Origin of the sequence: Brevundimonas aveniformis DSM 17977, from assembly GCF_000428765.1 — a bacterium.
In the GTDB taxonomy this organism is placed as follows: Bacteria; Pseudomonadota; Alphaproteobacteria; order Caulobacterales; family Caulobacteraceae; genus Brevundimonas; species Brevundimonas aveniformis.
On the sequence record NZ_AUAO01000002.1, the window covers coordinates 369434 to 384602 of the forward strand.

Sequence of the window (15169 nt, forward strand, 5' to 3'; positions counted from 1 at the left end):
GTCCTTATTCTGTCGGCTCAGGGTTTGGCACAGATAACCGTGTGGGCACCCTCGCCCTTGAGCACGCGCTGGAACGAATTCTCCTCGCGGATCGAAAAGACCACGATCGGAATGCTGGCGTCACGCATCATGGCAATGGCTGATGCATCCATGACCCGCAAGTCCCTCGCCAGCACATCGGTATAGCTCAGGGTGTCATAGCGGGTCGCGGTCGGGTCCTTCTTGGGATCGGCGGAATAGACGCCGTCGACCGAGGTACCCTTGAGCAGGACATCACAACCCATCTCGGCCGCGCGCAGGGCCGCGCCGGAATCGGTGGTGAAGAAGGGGGCGCCGACGCCCGCGGCGAAAATGACCACGCGGCCCTTTTCAAGATGGCGCAGGGCGCGACGACGGATCAGGGGTTCGGCCACCGCCGGCATGTCCAGGGCCGATTGCACGCGCGTCGGCACGCCGGCCTTCTCCAGCGCCGCTTGCATGGCCAGGGCATTCATCACCGTTGCCAGCATGCCCATCTGATCGGCGGTGGCGCGCTCCATGTCGCCCGCCGCCTTGGACAGTCCACGGAAGATGTTGCCGCCGCCGATAACCAGACAGATTTCGACGCCGGTGGCGTGGGCGCGGGCAACCGAGTCTGCGACTTCACCCACCGTCTTCATGTCGATGCCGTAGGGCTGTTCGCCCATCAGGACTTCGCCCGAGACTTTGAGCAGGACGCGCTTGTATTTCGGATCGGCCATCGGGTCTTTCGTCGGGCTGGAACGGATTCGGTCCCTTCATAGACGAAGGGCGCCCCGACCGTCAGCCGGAGCGCCCTTCTTTTTCCGCAAAAGCGGTTTGGCTTACGCCTTGGTCATCGAGGCGACTTCTTCGGCGAAGTCCATGCCGACCGGCTTTTCGACGCCTTCACCCAGGCCCATGCGGACAAAGCCGACGAGCTTGATCGGGGCACCCAGCTCCTTGGCCGTGTCGGCCACGAGCTGTTCGATCGTCTGATCCGGGTTCATGACGAACGGCTGCTTGGTCAGGACCACTTCCTTCTGGAACTTGGCGATCTGACCCGAGACGATCTTCTCGATCATGTTGTCCGGGCGCCCTTCTTCCTTGGCCTTTTCGGTCAGGACGGCACGTTCCTTCTCGATGGCGGCCGGGTCGAGGCTGCTTTCGTCCAGCGACAGAGGCGAGGTCGCCGCGATGTGCATGGCGATCTTGCGGCCCAGTTCACGCAGCTTGGCGTGATCCGCGCCCGACTCGATGCCGACCAGAACGCCGATCTTGCCCAGGTTGGTGGCGACTGCGTTGTGGACGTAGGACGCGACGACGCCTTCGCCGACCGACAGGGTGGCGACGCGACGGACGTGCATGTTCTCACCGATGGTGGCAACCAGGTTGGTGACCAGGTCCTGCACGGTCGCTCCGTCCAGCGGGGCAGCGTTGACCGAGTCGACGTCGGTGTGATCCAGCGCGACGATGGCAATCTTGTTGGCGGCCTGCTGGAACAACTCGTTGCGGGCAACAAAGTCGGTTTCAGCATTGAATTCGATGACGGCGGCGCTTTCGCCCGAACCCGCATGACGGGTGGCGACGGCGATCAGGCCTTCGGCAGCGACGCGGTCAGCCTTCTTGGCGGCCTTGGACAGGCCCTTGGCACGCAGCCAGTCGATGGCGGCATTGATGTCGCCGTCGGTTTCCTGAAGGGCCTTTTTGCAGTCCATCATGCCGACGCCGGACTTTTCGCGCAGTTCCTTGACGAGCGCAGCGGTGATCTCAGCCATTTCGGTATCTCCTTGGGAGGGTCGTTTCGGATAGGGGAACGGCCGGGCTGATCTAGCCCGGCCGTGTGTCAGTTAAACGCACGGCCTTGCGTCAAGGCCGGTGGGGCTGATTTCAGCCCTCGGCCTCTTCGGCTTGTTCAGTCTCGGCCGGAGCCTCGGCCACGACCTCAACGATCTCGGCTTCAGCAACCGGAGCTTCCTCAGCCTTGGCCTTCTTGGCCTTGGCCGGCTTGGCTTCGGCAGCCTGGGCGGCGGCTTCGTCCTCGGCCGACAGCTTGGCCGGGGCGGCTTCTTCAGCCAGCGCCGGTTCGGCCGGCGGCGTGGCGGAAGCGCCCAGATCGACGCCGGCAGCCGAAGCCCCGGCAGCCAGGCCGTCCAGAACGGCGTCGGCGATCAGGTCGCAGTACAGCTGGATGGCGCGCGCGGCGTCATCGTTGCCCGGCACCGGGTAGGTGATGCCGTCCGGATCCGAGTTGGTGTCCAGGATGGCGATGACCGGGATGTTCAGCTTGCGAGCTTCCTGGATGGCGATCGCTTCCTTGTTGGTGTCGATCACGAACATGATGTCGGGGATGCCGCCCATGTCCTTGATGCCGCCCAGCGACAGTTCCAGCTTGTCCCGCTCGCGCTGCAGGTTGACCAGTTCCTTCTTGACCCGGCCTTCGCCGCCCGAAGCCAGGATGGCTTCCAGGTCGCGCAGACGCTGGATCGAGTTGGAGACGGTGCGCCAGTTGGTGAGCGTACCGCCCAGCCAGCGGTTGTTCATGTAGTACTGGGCGCAGCGGGTCGCGGCTTCGGCGACCGGCTCAGCGGCCTGGCGCTTGGTGCCGACGAACAGGACGCGACCGCCCTTGGCGGCGACGTCGCGCACGGCGACCAGGGCCTGATGCATCAGCGGCAGCGACTGCGACAGGTCGATGATGTGAATGTTGGAGCGCGCGCCGAAGATGTAGCGGTCCATCTTCGGGTTCCAGCGGTGGGTCTGGTGGCCGAAGTGGGCGCCGGCTTCGAGCAGCGAACGCATAGTGACGTCAGGCAGAGCCATTTGTTTTCTTTCCTTTATCCGATCAATCCGCCACGGACGCTGTAAGGCTTTTGAGGGCCCTCGGAATGGTGCGAGCGGGATGTGTCCCCGATCCGCGCCACGCCCGTGTGTGAAGTGGAGGCGGGGAAATAGGCGTGGATTGCCGGAATTGCAAGGGGCGGGCGATGGTGCTTGCGGCCAGGCTGTCGCCCCCTATGTCTTCTAGAACAGTCGGGAGTTCCTCATGAAACACGCTCTTCTCATTCTCGCCGCCGCCCTTGCCTTCGGCACCGCCGGTGCCGCCTCGGCCCAGGATCACGATCATTCGGGCCACGCCAACCACGGCCTGGCCGCCGCCAGCCATGGTGAAGACCACGCCGAGCACGCCCATGACGCGGCACACTTCGTGTCGGCCCGTCATGCCGAGCACACGCTGCGCGACACCATATCCAGCCTTCAGGCCGGGACGCCGGACTACGACGGTATGGTCCCCGAACTGGCCGAGGCGGTTCGGACCCAGTCTGCGGCCATGACGCCGGCTCTGGCGGCGCTCGGCGAGCTTCAGACGCTGGAGAACATCGGCGAACCCCAGCCGGGCGTGCACCAGTTCCGCGCCACCTTCGCCAATGGGCAGGCCCTGACTTGGAGCATCTCGATCAACGGCGAAAACAAGATTCAGGGGCTGTTGATCCAGTAGGGTCGAGGTCTAATCGACATTCAGATCGATTATTCTTTTCAATACAAGCACACTCGTCATGGCCGGGCTTGTCCCGGCCATCCATCACCACCAGCCCCGCAAGACGATTGCGGCTGTTCCGACATCAACAAGATGATGGGGTCCCGGCACAAGGCCGGGAATGACGGGTCTTTGAAGTCCGATTGAACCTAGCCCACGAACCCCGCCGCGCGCTTGAGGCGATCATTGATCGCCTCGCCCAGGCCCTCGGCGGGGATCGGAGCCACCGCGATGCCGGCCGGCTGCGTCCGGTCCGCCTCGCGCAACATCCGAAACAGATTGGCGGCCGCTTCGCGCAGGTCGCCGGTTTCGCTGAGGCTGAACGGGCCAGGCTCTCCGAAAGGCAGCCAGGCTTCCCCCTCGCTTGGCGCCTCGGCGTTGATCCGCACCGGGGCGTCCGGCGCATAGTGCAGGGCCAGCCGGCCCGGCGAACGTTTCGCGTCGCTTTGCGCGTCGGCCAGCGGTCCGATCACCGCCTCGATCTGGTCGCGGGTGACGGACCCGGGACGCAGCAGGCGTGGCTGGTCGATCAGGGCCACGACCGTACTCTCCAGACCGATCTCGCACGGACCGCCGTCCAGCGCCGCCCGGGCGAAGTCGCCGGTTTCCTCCACCGCATCGGCAAAGGTGGTGGGGCTGGGTCGCCCCGAGCGATTGGCCGACGGCGCGACCACGGGCCTGCCGAAGGCGAACAGCACCGCCCGGGCCAGCGGATGACCCGGCGCGCGCACCGCCACGGTATCCAGCCCCGCCCGCGCCAGATCACAGACCGCGCCCGCATCCCGGATCGGCAGCACCAGCGTCAGCGGCCCGGGCCAGAAGACGTCGGCCAACTGACGGGCCCGGTCGTCGAAGATGGCGATTTCTTCGGCCTGCTCCAGGTCGGCGACATGGGCGATGAGCGGATTGAACCTCGGACGGCCCTTGGCCTCGAAGATTGCCGCCACCGCCAATGGGGCCGACGCATCCGCCGCCAGTCCATAGACCGTCTCGGTCGGCAGGATGGCCAGCTTGCCGGCGCTCAGGGCGTCAACAGCGGCGGTGATATCGGCGGCGGTGGGCATGGTGCCCCTCTAATCACCCTTCTCCCGCCGGGAGAAGGGGAAGATCAGCGCGGCCGAATGAACGGCAGCATCCGGCGCAGGATGTTGTCCCTGTTGATGAACTGGTGCTTCAGGGCACCTGCGATGTGCAGGAACAGCAGCACATAGAGTGCCTTGGCCCCCAGCTCGTGCATCGCCATGAACTGCCGCGCTGCTTCGCGTCCGCCCCCGATCGGCAGCAGCGGCCAGTCGAACAGGCCATAGAAGCTGATGTCGCGCGCCGCCGCCGAGGAAGCGGCCCAGCCGCCCAGCGGCAGGCCGATCAGAATGAGGTAGAAGCCGATCTGCGTGCCTCGGGCCAGCAGCTTTTCCCAGCCGGGCATTTCCGCCGGCAGGGCGATCATCGGCTCCTTGAAGCGCCAGCCGATGCGCACCAGCGTCAGCACCAGGATCAACAGCCCCCCAGACTTGTGCAGATTGAGCAGGGTCCGCGACATGTCCGAGCCGTGGGTCGCGTCGTGCGCCATGACCAGGCCGATCTGGCCGAACACCAGAAGCGCGATGATCCAGTGCAGGGCGATCGAGACGTTTGAATAGACGGGCGATGGTTGGCTCATGTTTCCTCCCAGAGCAGAACACCAGCTTGGCGCCGTAACGTCAGGGACGCTAGGAGTCTCACGATCTTTCGATGAGAGCCGCTCCATGACCTTCCGCTCGCCTGTTCGTGACATTGATTTCGCGTTGAACGCCATCGCCGGGCTGGACGCCGTGGCGGCGACGGGGGCCTTCCCGGATTATGATCCAGAAATCGGGGCGGCGATCCTAGAGGCGGCGGGCCAGTTCGCTGACGGGGTGCTGGCACCGTTGAACCGGACCGGTGATCTGAAGGGCGCGCTCTACGTCAGCGGCTCGGTCACCGCCGCGCCCGGCTATGTCGAGGCCTACAAGAACTTCGCCGAGGGCGGCTGGGCAGGGCTGGCGGCGGACCCGAAGCAGGGCGGGCAAGGGTTGCCCAAGGCGCTGGAGCTCGCGGCCTTCGAGAGCTTCCACGCGGCCAATATGGCATTCGGCCTGTGCCCCATGCTGTCGCTGGCGGCCATCGAGGCGCTGTCGCACGTCGGTACGGATCGCCAGAAAGAGCTGTATCTGTCCAAACTGATCACCGGCGAATGGACCGGGGCCATGGTCCTGACCGAGCCGCAGGCCGGCTCGGACCTGGGCGCCCTGACCGCGACGGCCACGCCGAATGGTGACGGCACCTATGCGCTGTCGGGCCAGAAGATCTTCATCACCTGGGGCGACCACGACGCCACGGACAACATCGTGCACCTGGTGCTGGCGCGCCTGCCCGATGCGCCCAAGGGATCGAAAGGCATCAGCCTGTTCCTGGCACCCAAGGTCATGGTGGCGGACGACGGGACGCTCGGCGACCGCAACAGCTTCCGGCCCGTCGGAGTCGAGCACAAGCTGGGCATCCACGCCTCGCCGACCTGTGTGATGAGCTATGAGGGTGCCACCGCCGAACTGGTGGGTGAGCCCAATCAGGGCCTGGCCCATATGTTTATCATGATGAACGCGGCGCGCCTGGCCGTCGGCGTCCAGGGCGTCGGCATCGCCGAGCGCGCCTTCCAGCAGGCGCTGGCCTATGCCCAGGACCGTCGCCAGGGCCGTTCGATCTGGACCGGCGAGGCCAACGCCCCGATCATCGATCACCCGGACGTGCGCCGGATGCTGGTGGTGATGAAGGCCAAGATCGCCGCCGCCCGCGCCATCTGCCTGTCGACCGGCGTCGCCGCCGACCTGGCCCAGCACGCTGCGACCGAGGAGGAACGCCTCCGCTGGAAGGGCCGCGAAGACCTGTTCGTGCCGATCGCCAAGGCCTGGTCGACCGACGTCGGCTGTGATGTCGCTTCGATGGGCGTCCAGGTCCACGGCGGCATGGGCTTTATCGAGGAAACGGGCGCGGCCCAGCACTATCGCGACGCCCGCATCGCCCCGATCTATGAAGGCACCAACGGCATCCAGGCCGGCGACCTCGTCGGCCGCAAGCTCAGCCAGGATGGCGGCGAAAGCGCCCGCGTCCTGATCGCGGACATGAAGGCGGTCCTCCCGGACCTCGCCCGCCTCCTTCCCGGCAAGCCGGTTGAGCGCCTCGCAGCCGGCATTGAGGCGGTCGAGGACGCGACCTTCTGGCTGCTCGACCGCAAGGCCGAGGCGGACAGCGGCGCAGACGTCCTGGCGGGGGCTGACGCCTATCTCAAGCTGATGGGCGATGTCGTCGGCGGCTGGTTGCTGGCCAGGGGTGCCCTAGCCGCCCAAGCCCGCATGGCCGACGCCGACGCCGACCAGGCCTGGCTGCAGAGCAAAATCGACCTCTATGAAGCCTACGCCGCCAATGTACTGGGCCACTGCTCCAGCCGTCTCGCCGCCGTCGGCCAGGGCGGCGACCTGCTCAAGCGGCTGGGTGGTGAGGTGCTGTCAGCGTAGCGCGCATGATGCTCCGCCGTAGAACGGGCGGGATCAGGCGGGCTTGAGCCCCCTCCCAGTCGTGACGGCCGCCTTGCCGAATTTATCGCGCAGGGCGTCAATGGCTTGTTCGGCCTTCAGGGCGCGGGCTTCCGTAGAGCCGAAGAGGTCGGCGGCGACGTCGGCGGGCTCAATCAGGTCAGAGAGGCCCACCCCGATCAGGCGGTAAGGCGGGCCAATTTCTCTCGCCAGCATCTCGCGGGCCTGGGCGAAGACGGCGCGAGCGGTCTGGGTCGGCTCGACCAGTGTTCGACGGCGAGTCAGGATCTTGAAATCAGCTTTGCGCAACTTGAGAGTCAGCACGCGGCCGGCGACGCCTTCGCGGCGAGCCTGGGCGGCGAGGCGGTCGCAGAGCGGCCACAGGACGTCTTCGAGATCGGCGAGGTCGGTCAGGTCGTCGTTGAAGGTCGTCTCGCAGCTCATGCCCTTACGCTCGCTCTCGGGGTCGACCCGGCGACTGTCGCGCGCGTGGGCGAGCGCGTGCAGACGCAGGCCATGTTCGCCGTAGCGGGCGGCCAGCGCCTTCTGATCGGCGGCGGCCAGATCACCTATGGTGCGGTAGCCGTCTGAGGCCAGGGTCTTGGCGAAGACCGGCCCAACGCCGGGCAGGATGGAGACGGGTCGAGGGGCGAGGAAGGCGACGGCTTCGGTCCGGCCGATGATGGTGAAGCCGCGCGGCTTGTCGATATCCGACGCGATCTTGGCCAGGAACCGGTTGGCCGACAGACCGATGGAGACAGTCAGGCCGACATCGCGCTCGATCTGTTGTTGCAGCCGGATGAGCTGAAAAGCCGGCGGGCCGCCGTTGAGTCGGGCGGTGCCGGCCAGATCGATCCAGGCCTCGTCGAGCGACAGGGTCTGAACCAGTGGGGTCAGGTCGCGGACCTTGTCAAAGATGGCGCGGCTGGCGGCTTTGTACTTCGCGAAGTCGGGCTTGATGACCACGGCCCCGGGGCAGGCCTTCAGGGCCTTGAACATCGGCATGGCCGAGCGGACCCCGTACTGGCGGGCGATATAGCAGCAGGTGGACACCACCCCGCGTTTTCCGCCACCGACGATGACCGGCAGATCGCGCAGCTCGGGCCGGTCGCGTTTCTCGACCGAGGCGTAGAAGGCGTCGCAATCCAGGTGGGCGATGTTGAGAGTGTCCAGTTCACCATGAACCACCACACGCGGTGAGCCGCAGGCGGCGCAACGGCGAGCGTCGCCCACGTCGGTTCCAAGGCAATCCCGGCACAGGGACTTCACGGCTTCAATCGACCTTAAGGTTTCTGCGTCATGGTAGCTCAAACGGCGACTTCGGGCGCGTGCGACGCGCAACGGCTTCGCCCAAGAACGGTGTGGGTTGATGATGTCCAAGAAGGTCCTCATCGTCGAGGATAACGAGCTGAACATGAAGCTCTTTCATGATCTGCTCGATGCCCAGGGCTACGAGACGCTGCAAACCCGCGAAGGGCTGCAGGCGCTGGCACTCGCGCGCCAGCACAGGCCGGATCTGATCCTTATGGATATCCAGCTGCCCGAGGTGTCGGGTCTGGAGGTCACCAAGTGGCTGAAAGAGGACGATGAACTGTCCCATATTCCGGTCGTGGCCGTGACCGCCTTCGCCATGAAGGGAGATGAGGAACGTATCCGTGAGGGTGGGTGCGAGGCCTATATCTCCAAGCCCATCTCCGTGATGAGTTTCCTCGACACGGTCCGCCGTCATCTGGGCTGAGGGCGGCCCGTATGACTGCTCGCATTCTTGTCGTTGACGATATTGAGGCGAATGTCCGGCTGCTCCAGGCCCGCCTGTCAGCCGAGTACTTTGATGTCCTGACGGCGACGGATGGGCAGACGGCGCTGGCCGTGGCCGCCGCCGAGCAGCCAGATCTCATTCTGCTGGACGTGATGATGCCGGGCCTGGATGGGTTCGAGGTCTGTCGACGTCTGAAAAGCGGCACGGCTACCCGCCACATCCCGGTCGTTCTGGTAACGGCCCTGGACGGTCGTGAAGATCGAATCACCGGGCTGGAAGCCGGAGCCGACGACTTTCTGACCAAGCCGCTGGACGACCTGATGCTGTTTGCGCGGGTTCGGTCGCTGACCCGGCTGAAGTCCGCCATTGAGGAGCTTCGCAAGCGTGAGGAATCGGGGCGTCGCCTGGGGCTGCTTGAAGGCGGAGCAAGCCGGGTCCGCAGCGCCGGTGGACGGGTCCTGATCGTCGACGACCAGCCACGCCAGGCCGAACGGATCGCCAACGAGTTGTCGGCAACCCATCGTGTGTCGATCGAAGATAACCCAGCCAAGGCTCTGGTCGCGGCGCGCGGGGCGTTTGACCTGGTCATCGTGAACGGGGCGTCGGACACGTTTGACGGTCTAAAGTATCTGGCTCAGGCGCGCTCCGACGCGGCGAGCCGGTCGATGCCGATTCTGATGGTCGTCGATGTCCATGAGCGCCCACGCGTGGTCAAGGCGCTGGAACTTGGGGCCAACGACATTCTGGCGCGGCCGATCGATCCGCAGGAACTGGCGGCCCGATGCAACACCCTGATCCGCCACAAGCGTTATGCGGATTCGCTGCGACACAGGCTGGACCACAGCCTGGAGATGGCCGTGACCGATCCCCTGACGGGTCTGCACAATCGTCGCTACATGGCCGGTCAGCTCGAGCCGCTGGTCGACAATGCCGGAAAAGGCGGGGCTTCCGCCGCCGTGCTGATCCTGGATATCGACCACTTCAAGACCATCAATGATACCTTCGGCCACGATGCCGGGGACGAGGTTCTGGTCGAGTTCGCCGTGCGTCTGGCCACCAATGTACGAGCCGTCGACCTGCCATGCCGGTTTGGTGGTGAGGAGTTCGTCGTGGTCATGCCCGAAACGGGGGTCGCGGATGCCGAAGCCATCGCCGACCGTATCCGCGCCCAGGTGGCCGGAACCCCGTTCATGGTCATGGACGGTCGAGAGAGCCTCAATGTCACGATTTCAATCGGCGTGGCCGTCACAGCCGGGGTTGGCGAAACGGTCGAGGCCCTGCTCAAGCGGGCCGATGCGGCCCTCTATGAGGCCAAGCAGTCAGGTCGGAACCGGGTCATTGCCCACGCGGCCTGATCCGCAGTCAACACAATGAAAAACGCCCGGTCGCGCGACCGGGCGTTGCAGGAATCCAGCGAGGCCAGGGCCTTACTTGATTTTGCCTTCCTTGAACTCGACGTGCTTCTTGGCGACCGGATCGTACTTGCGCACGACCATTTTCTCGGTTTGGGTACGGGCGTTCTTCTTGGTGACGTAGAAGTAGCCGGTGTCCGCCGTCGAGTTCAGGCGGATCTTGATGGAGGCGGGCTTGGCCATCGGGAAAAACCTTGCTGCGGCGCAAAAGCCGCGGAAATCGAGAGCGGCGGAACATACTCAGGAAGTCCGGGAAGTCAACCGAGCCTTGGCTATCCGTCGAACGAGCGGCTAGGCTGAGGCCATGAAACCATATCTCGCCCTGATTTCCGCCCTTGTCCTGAGCGCCTGTGCAACGACATCGGCTGTGTCGCTCAGCCCCCAGGACGCCTTCTTCGCCCGTCTGTCGGCCCTGTGCGGCCAGACCTTCGAGGGGCGGGTGGTCAGTGATGACCCGGCGGATGAGAGTTTCCGATCCCAACGGCTGGTCATGCAGGTGCGCGACTGTTCGGCCGATGAGATCGGCATTCCGTTCGATGTGGGAGCGGACCGCTCGCGGCGCTGGGTGATCACGCGGACGGGGACGGCCCTCAGGCTCAAGCACGATCACCGCGACGAGGCCGGGGAGATCCACGGCTATCATATGTACGGCGGCGACACGGCTGAGCCCGGCACAGCGGAACGTCAGGCGTTTCCGGTTGACCAGGAGTCCATCGACCAGTTCATCGCCGGTGGCGCGCAGGTGTCGACCACCAATGTCTGGGCTATGGAAATCCGACCGGGGCAGACCTTTGTGTATGAACTGAGCCGACCGGGGCGGCTATTCCGGGTCGAGTTCGACCTGACGCGACCGGTGGCGCGGTAGGGGGTCAGACGACCCACCAGCCCTGTGTTGGCCTGACCGTCGCGCAGGCGGGGCCACCGTCTTTGGCGCGTCCCGGCAGGACCGCCTCCAGCACCGCCCCCTGCCTCGCCTGGTCGAGCAGGGCGGGCGGGATGTCGTGGATGTCGATCTTGGCGCGGCGGGAGATGGGCGTGCCGTGCTGGCCGGCGGACTGACCAATGCGGATATAGACGAAGCGACGCTCAGGCCCTTCGCGGCGAACGAAGTCGCCGAGGAACCGACCGTCATCGGTCAGGCGGACCGGAACGTCGAAGCTGAGCGGGGCGTCGGTGGCGACGCGGGGGTCGAAGACGGCCTCCTTCTGCTGGAGGCTGTAGTGCACGCCCGGGACCGGGTCGGCGATGGTCAGGCGCAGGGTGATGACGATCTCGGCCATGGAGCGTCTTACGCCATCGGCTCGATCTGATGCTGACCGCGCACAAACTTGACGAAGGGCGCGGGGCGGTCGGGGTCGTCGAGGCGTTGGCCGATCTCGCCGATGATGAAGCGGGTAATGGCGGGGAGCTCGAGGCCCTCGGCCTCTTTCCAGGGGAACCAGGCGATCTCGTCCAGTTCGCCCGAGCCGTCGATGTCGCGGCTGAGGAGGGCGGAGCCATCGGCCATAAAGAACCGGGCATCAAAACGCCGGGCGCGGCCCGGCGGGGTGATGGCGCGGGCGACGTAGGTGAGGGCGGAAAGGTCTGGGATGGCCCCGGCGGCGCGATAGGCGCGCCAGCCGCCGGCGACGGAGGCGGGCGGGGCCTGTTTGCCGACGATCAGGCCGGTTTCCTCGAAGGTCTCGCGAATGGCGGCCAGGGCCAGGGCGCGGGCGCGGTGGGGGGGGCAGCCGAAGCTGAGCCGGGAAGCGGATCGGGCGTCGAAATCGCCAGTCGAGGCGGCACGGAAGTCGCCGCGCTCAATGCGGCCACCGGGGAAGACCCATTTGGACGCCATGAAGACATGACCCTGGGCGCGGCGACCCATCAAGACCTTGCCGTCGCGCACGACGATCAGGGTGGCGGCGTCGCGGATCGGCATGCGCGCGCCGGTAACCGGGGCGTCGGCGAGATCCTGGCGCGGGTCGAAGGGTGTGTGTGTCACCTCTCCTCCCCATGACGCAGGAATGGGGAGGCGGCTCGGCGCGAATATGCGACGAGACGGAGGGGGCGGCGCGGGCCTTTCGGGGATGGGCTGGAAGCGGCGGCGGTGCCCCCTCCACCACTTGGTGGTCCCCCTCCCCATGACATGGGGAGGAAACTCATCTGCGCTTGCCCTTTTTCGCGCCGGCCTTGCCTGGCTTGGGGCCGCCGGGGCGGTGCTTGCCACGGGGCGGGCCGGCACGGTCGCGGACGCCGAGGCGGGGGCGCGGGGCGTTGGGGTCGGCGGGGGCCGGCTCGGAGATCATCTCGAACAACAGGCCACCGGTGATCGGGGTGGCCTCCAGCAGGCGGACATCGACCATACGGCCGAGCGTCCAGCGCTTGCCGGTGCGCTGGCCGACCAGGGCGTGGGCGCGGTCATCGTGGATGAAGAACTCGTCGCCGAGATCGCGCACGGGGACCAGGCCGTCCGCCCCGGTTTCGTCCAGGCGCACGAACAGGCCAAAGCGGGTGACGCCGGTGATCCGGCCGGTGAACATCGCGCCGGTGCGGTCGGCCAGGAAGGCAGCGACATAACGGTCATTGGCGTCGCGCTCGGCGGCCATGGAGCGGCGCTCGGTCATGACGATATGCTCGGAGATGGCCTCGAGCTGGCTGATCTCCTTGTCGGTCAGGCCGTCGCTGCCCAGGCCCAGCGCCCGGATTAGCCCCCGGTGCACGATAAGGTCGGCATAGCGGCGGATCGGCGAGGTGAAGTGGGCGTAGCGGTCCAGGTTCAGACCAAAGTGGCCGACGTTGTCCGGCGAATAGATGGCCTGCATCTGGGTGCGCAGGACGACCTCATTGACGATGTCGCCGTGCGGACCGTCGCGGGTCTGGTCCAGCAGTTCGTTGAAGCGGGCGGTCTTCGGTGGCTCGCCCTTGTTCCAGCGCAGGCCGATGGTGCCCAGGAAGTCGGCCAGGTTGAAGATCTTCTCCTGGCTGGGCGCGTCGTGGACCCGGTAGATCAGGGGGGATTTCTTCTGTTCCAGCGTCTCGGCGGCCGAGACATTGGCCTGGATCATCATCTCTTCGATCAGCCGGTGAGCCTCCAGCGACCGGCGCGGCTCGATGGAGACGACCTCGCCGGCCTCGTTGAGCTTGATTTTGCGCTCAAGGGTTTCGATGGCCAGCGGAGAGCGGCGCTCTCGCCCAACCAGCATGGTTCGGTAGGCGGCCCACAGGGGCTTGAGGATCGGATCGAGGATGGGGCCGGTGGTGTCATCTGGCTGACCATCGATGGCGGCTTGCGCCTGTTCATAGGAGACTTTGGCGGCAGACCGCATGAGGCCGCGGACGAACGTATGGCCGGTCTTCTTGCCCTGTTTGTCGAAGACCATACGCACGGCGAGGCAGGCGCGGTCCTCACCTTCACGCAGGGAACAGAGGTTGGACGACAGGGCGTGGGGCAGCATGGGCTCCACCCGGTCGGGGAAGTAGGTCGAGTTGCCCTTGTCCTTGGCTTCGCGATCAAGCGCGGAGCCGACGCGGACATAGGCGGCGACATCGGCGATGGCGACCCAGACGATCCAGCCGCCCTTGTTCTTCGGGTCGTCGTCCGGCTCGGCATAGACGGCGTCGTCGTGGTCGCGGGCGTCGGCCGGGTCGATGGTGATGAGGGGGATCTTGCGCAGATCCTCACGGCCCTTCAGCGTCGGGGGCTGGGCGGCGGCGGCCTCGGCCTCGGCGGCTTCGGAGAAGCCGGTCGGCAGGCCATGGGAATGGACCGCGATCAGCGAGGCGGCGCGGGGCTGGTCCTCGCGGCCGACGACCTCGAGGATGCGGCCTGGCTTCGGTCCATAGCGGGTGGGCCGTCCGGCCAGCTCGGCCAGCACAATGTCGCCGTCCTTGAGGTCGCGGTCGCGGGCCTCGTGCTCGGAAATCAACAGGACGTCCTTGGCCTTGCGGTCGACCGGCTCGACGCGGATCTCGCGCTTGGACTTGCGGATGACGCCGAGGATGCGGTGGGCGCTCTGGCCCAGCTTCTTGATCAGCCTGGCCTCGACGGCGTCGCCAACGCGCTCGAAGCGGACCAGAAGGCGGTCGCCCAGGCCGGGGGCACCGGCGGCCTTTTCATTGCGGTCGGGGGCCAGGCGCGCCAGGGGCGCATCCGATCCGGCCTTGACCAGACGAACGTAGAGATCGCCGTCGGCATCGCGCTCGACGACATCGGCCACGCCCGCGGGGGGCAGGGCACCGGCTTCGGAAAAGCCCTTGCGCCCGCGTTTTCCGAGTTTTCCCTCGCCTTCCAGCTCGCGCAGCATGTCGCGCAGTTGCCGGCGCTCCTGGCCCTTGAGGCCGAAGGCTCTGGCGATGTCGGATTTCTCAGCTTCTCCGGCGTCGCGGAGGAAACGGACGAGTTCGTCCTTCGTGGGCAGGCCCTGTGGCCTGCGGGTGTTTGTTTTTTTCATTGGCCCTGAATGTAAGGGCGGATGGTGCGGATTGCGAGGGGGCTTTTGGACCAACGCCTTTTGCCATAGGGTTTGCAGATGCTGCTTTTCGCTTTGGCCCTTATTGCTCAGGATGCCGTCCCAGCCGCGCCGCCAGTCGCCGCCGCGGGGCAACCCTACCGCCCTCCTGTCATTGTCCAGCCTCAACCGATCGAGAGTATTACGCCCGAGCAGATGGCGTATTATTTCCCTTCGCGGGCATTGGATCGAGATGTTGAGGGCGTCGGCGTGGTAGCCTGCACGGTTCGTATCGACGGCTATCTTGATGATTGCAGGCCAGTCTTCGAGGATCCGACAGGAATTGGGTTTGCTGCGGCAACAGCGAGAGCAGCCCTGCACCTGCGCTACGAGGACCGGTATGTAGGCACGGTCCAGACGATCAGATTGCGATGGGTTCTCCAATAGAGCGCAGCCCTTGACCCCAGACGGAAAAACGCCCGCCG

The 15169-nt window shown here is 66.0% G+C and carries 16 protein-coding genes; 6 read left to right on the forward strand and 10 right to left on the reverse strand.

Translation table 11 applies throughout. The features are described from left to right. Nucleotides 1-17 precede the first annotated feature (17 nt). The 3 genes from pyrH to rpsB all read right to left on the reverse strand — a co-directional run bounded on the left by pyrH (nt 18) and on the right by rpsB (nt 2820). Nucleotides 18-740 (reverse strand): UMP kinase, encoded by a 723-nt coding sequence (pyrH, locus tag G391_RS0107130; RefSeq protein ID WP_029086904.1) that lies wholly within the window; start codon nt 738-740, stop codon nt 18-20. Between the two features lie 102 nt (nt 741-842). Continuing rightward, nucleotides 843-1775 (reverse strand): translation elongation factor Ts, encoded by a 933-nt coding sequence (gene tsf / locus G391_RS0107135; RefSeq protein ID WP_029086905.1) that lies wholly within the window; start codon nt 1773-1775, stop codon nt 843-845. A gap of 112 nt (nt 1776-1887) precedes the next feature. Beyond that, a complete protein-coding gene (gene rpsB / locus G391_RS0107140; RefSeq protein ID WP_029086906.1) occupies nt 1888-2820 on the reverse strand; it encodes a 30S ribosomal protein S2 in 933 nt (310 codons plus the stop codon). A 223-nt stretch (nt 2821-3043) separates the two neighbouring features. Here rpsB and G391_RS0107145 point away from each other — a divergent pair, with 223 nt between their 5' ends. Then, on the forward strand, nt 3044-3496 hold the full coding sequence (locus G391_RS0107145; protein WP_029086907.1) for a hypothetical protein: 453 nt from the start codon (nt 3044-3046) through the stop codon (nt 3494-3496). A gap of 188 nt (nt 3497-3684) precedes the next feature. Here the strand turns inward: G391_RS0107145 and G391_RS0107150 are convergent, their stop codons facing one another. Continuing rightward, on the reverse strand, nt 3685-4599 hold the full coding sequence (locus G391_RS0107150; RefSeq protein ID WP_029086908.1) for an L-threonylcarbamoyladenylate synthase: 915 nt from the start codon (nt 4597-4599) through the stop codon (nt 3685-3687). Between the two features lie 44 nt (nt 4600-4643). Continuing rightward, the gene (locus G391_RS0107155) at nt 4644-5195 is read right to left on the reverse strand and encodes a cytochrome b (protein ID WP_029086909.1); all 552 of its coding nucleotides are present in this window, start codon (nt 5193-5195) and stop codon (nt 4644-4646) included. Between the two features lie 85 nt (nt 5196-5280). Here G391_RS0107155 and G391_RS0107160 point away from each other — a divergent pair, with 85 nt between their 5' ends. Next, nucleotides 5281-7065: an acyl-CoA dehydrogenase gene (locus G391_RS0107160; RefSeq protein WP_029086910.1), complete on the forward strand. Its 1785-nt coding sequence runs from the start codon at nt 5281-5283 to the stop codon at nt 7063-7065. A gap of 33 nt (nt 7066-7098) precedes the next feature. On the opposite strand, the gene G391_RS0107165 is transcribed toward G391_RS0107160, so the two are convergent. Then, complete coding sequence (locus G391_RS0107165) at nt 7099-8352, reverse strand: DNA polymerase IV (protein ID WP_029086911.1); 1254 nt, start codon at nt 8350-8352, stop codon at nt 7099-7101. A 103-nt stretch (nt 8353-8455) separates the two neighbouring features. Here G391_RS0107165 and G391_RS0107170 point away from each other — a divergent pair, with 103 nt between their 5' ends. After that, nucleotides 8456-8821 carry a response regulator gene (locus G391_RS0107170; protein ID WP_035304130.1) on the forward strand — a complete coding sequence of 122 codons (366 nt, stop codon included), beginning with the start codon at nt 8456-8458 and terminating at the stop codon, nt 8819-8821. A gap of 11 nt (nt 8822-8832) precedes the next feature. Further along, nucleotides 8833-10197: a PleD family two-component system response regulator gene (locus G391_RS0107175; protein ID WP_029086913.1), complete on the forward strand. Its 1365-nt coding sequence runs from the start codon at nt 8833-8835 to the stop codon at nt 10195-10197. Nucleotides 10198-10269: 72 nt separating this feature from the next. Here G391_RS0107175 and rpmG read toward each other — a convergent pair whose 3' ends face one another. Beyond that, complete coding sequence (gene rpmG, locus G391_RS0107180; protein ID WP_029086914.1) at nt 10270-10437, reverse strand: 50S ribosomal protein L33; 168 nt, start codon at nt 10435-10437, stop codon at nt 10270-10272. A 121-nt stretch (nt 10438-10558) separates the two neighbouring features. Between rpmG and G391_RS0107185 the strand changes: the two genes are divergently transcribed. Continuing rightward, nucleotides 10559-11119 carry a hypothetical protein gene (locus tag G391_RS0107185; RefSeq protein WP_029086915.1) on the forward strand — a complete coding sequence of 187 codons (561 nt, stop codon included), beginning with the start codon at nt 10559-10561 and terminating at the stop codon, nt 11117-11119. A 4-nt stretch (nt 11120-11123) separates the two neighbouring features. On the opposite strand, the gene G391_RS0107190 is transcribed toward G391_RS0107185, so the two are convergent. The 3 genes from G391_RS0107190 to rnr form a co-directional block, all read right to left on the reverse strand. Then, nucleotides 11124-11534, reverse strand: coding sequence for a DUF5990 family protein (locus G391_RS0107190; RefSeq protein WP_029086916.1), 411 nt, complete (start codon nt 11532-11534; stop codon nt 11124-11126). Nucleotides 11535-11542: 8 nt separating this feature from the next. Then, nucleotides 11543-12238 carry an NUDIX hydrolase gene (locus G391_RS0107195; protein WP_029086917.1) on the reverse strand — a complete coding sequence of 232 codons (696 nt, stop codon included), beginning with the start codon at nt 12236-12238 and terminating at the stop codon, nt 11543-11545. Between the two features lie 157 nt (nt 12239-12395). Continuing rightward, nucleotides 12396-14687, reverse strand: coding sequence for a ribonuclease R (rnr, locus tag G391_RS0107200; protein WP_029086918.1), 2292 nt, complete (start codon nt 14685-14687; stop codon nt 12396-12398). A gap of 78 nt (nt 14688-14765) precedes the next feature. Here rnr and G391_RS0107205 point away from each other — a divergent pair, with 78 nt between their 5' ends. Further along, a complete protein-coding gene (locus G391_RS0107205; protein WP_029086919.1) occupies nt 14766-15131 on the forward strand; it encodes a hypothetical protein in 366 nt (121 codons plus the stop codon). Nucleotides 15132-15169 lie beyond the last annotated feature (38 nt).

Bases quoted from the DNA above. Each gene is read 5' to 3' on its own strand.
- G391_RS0107205 (WP_029086919.1), top strand. From the start codon at position 14,766: ATGCTGCTTTTCGCTTTGGCCCTTATTGCTCAGGATGCCGTCCCAGCC.
- G391_RS0107190 (WP_029086916.1), bottom strand. From the start codon at position 11,534: ATGGCCGAGATCGTCATCACCCTGCGCCTGACCATCGCCGACCCGGTC.
- G391_RS0107170 (WP_035304130.1), top strand. From the start codon at position 8,456: ATGTCCAAGAAGGTCCTCATCGTCGAGGATAACGAGCTGAACATGAAG.
- tsf (WP_029086905.1), bottom strand. From the start codon at position 1,775: ATGGCTGAGATCACCGCTGCGCTCGTCAAGGAACTGCGCGAAAAGTCC.
- rnr (WP_029086918.1), bottom strand. From the start codon at position 14,687: ATGAAAAAAACAAACACCCGCAGGCCACAGGGCCTGCCCACGAAGGAC.
- G391_RS0107185 (WP_029086915.1), top strand. From the start codon at position 10,559: ATGAAACCATATCTCGCCCTGATTTCCGCCCTTGTCCTGAGCGCCTGT.
- G391_RS0107160 (WP_029086910.1), top strand. From the start codon at position 5,281: ATGACCTTCCGCTCGCCTGTTCGTGACATTGATTTCGCGTTGAACGCC.
- rpmG (WP_029086914.1), bottom strand. From the start codon at position 10,437: ATGGCCAAGCCCGCCTCCATCAAGATCCGCCTGAACTCGACGGCGGAC.
- G391_RS0107150 (WP_029086908.1), bottom strand. From the start codon at position 4,599: ATGCCCACCGCCGCCGATATCACCGCCGCTGTTGACGCCCTGAGCGCC.
- G391_RS0107175 (WP_029086913.1), top strand. From the start codon at position 8,833: ATGACTGCTCGCATTCTTGTCGTTGACGATATTGAGGCGAATGTCCGG.
- rpsB (WP_029086906.1), bottom strand. From the start codon at position 2,820: ATGGCTCTGCCTGACGTCACTATGCGTTCGCTGCTCGAAGCCGGCGCC.
- G391_RS0107145 (WP_029086907.1), top strand. From the start codon at position 3,044: ATGAAACACGCTCTTCTCATTCTCGCCGCCGCCCTTGCCTTCGGCACC.
- G391_RS0107155 (WP_029086909.1), bottom strand. From the start codon at position 5,195: ATGAGCCAACCATCGCCCGTCTATTCAAACGTCTCGATCGCCCTGCAC.
- pyrH (WP_029086904.1), bottom strand. From the start codon at position 740: ATGGCCGATCCGAAATACAAGCGCGTCCTGCTCAAAGTCTCGGGCGAA.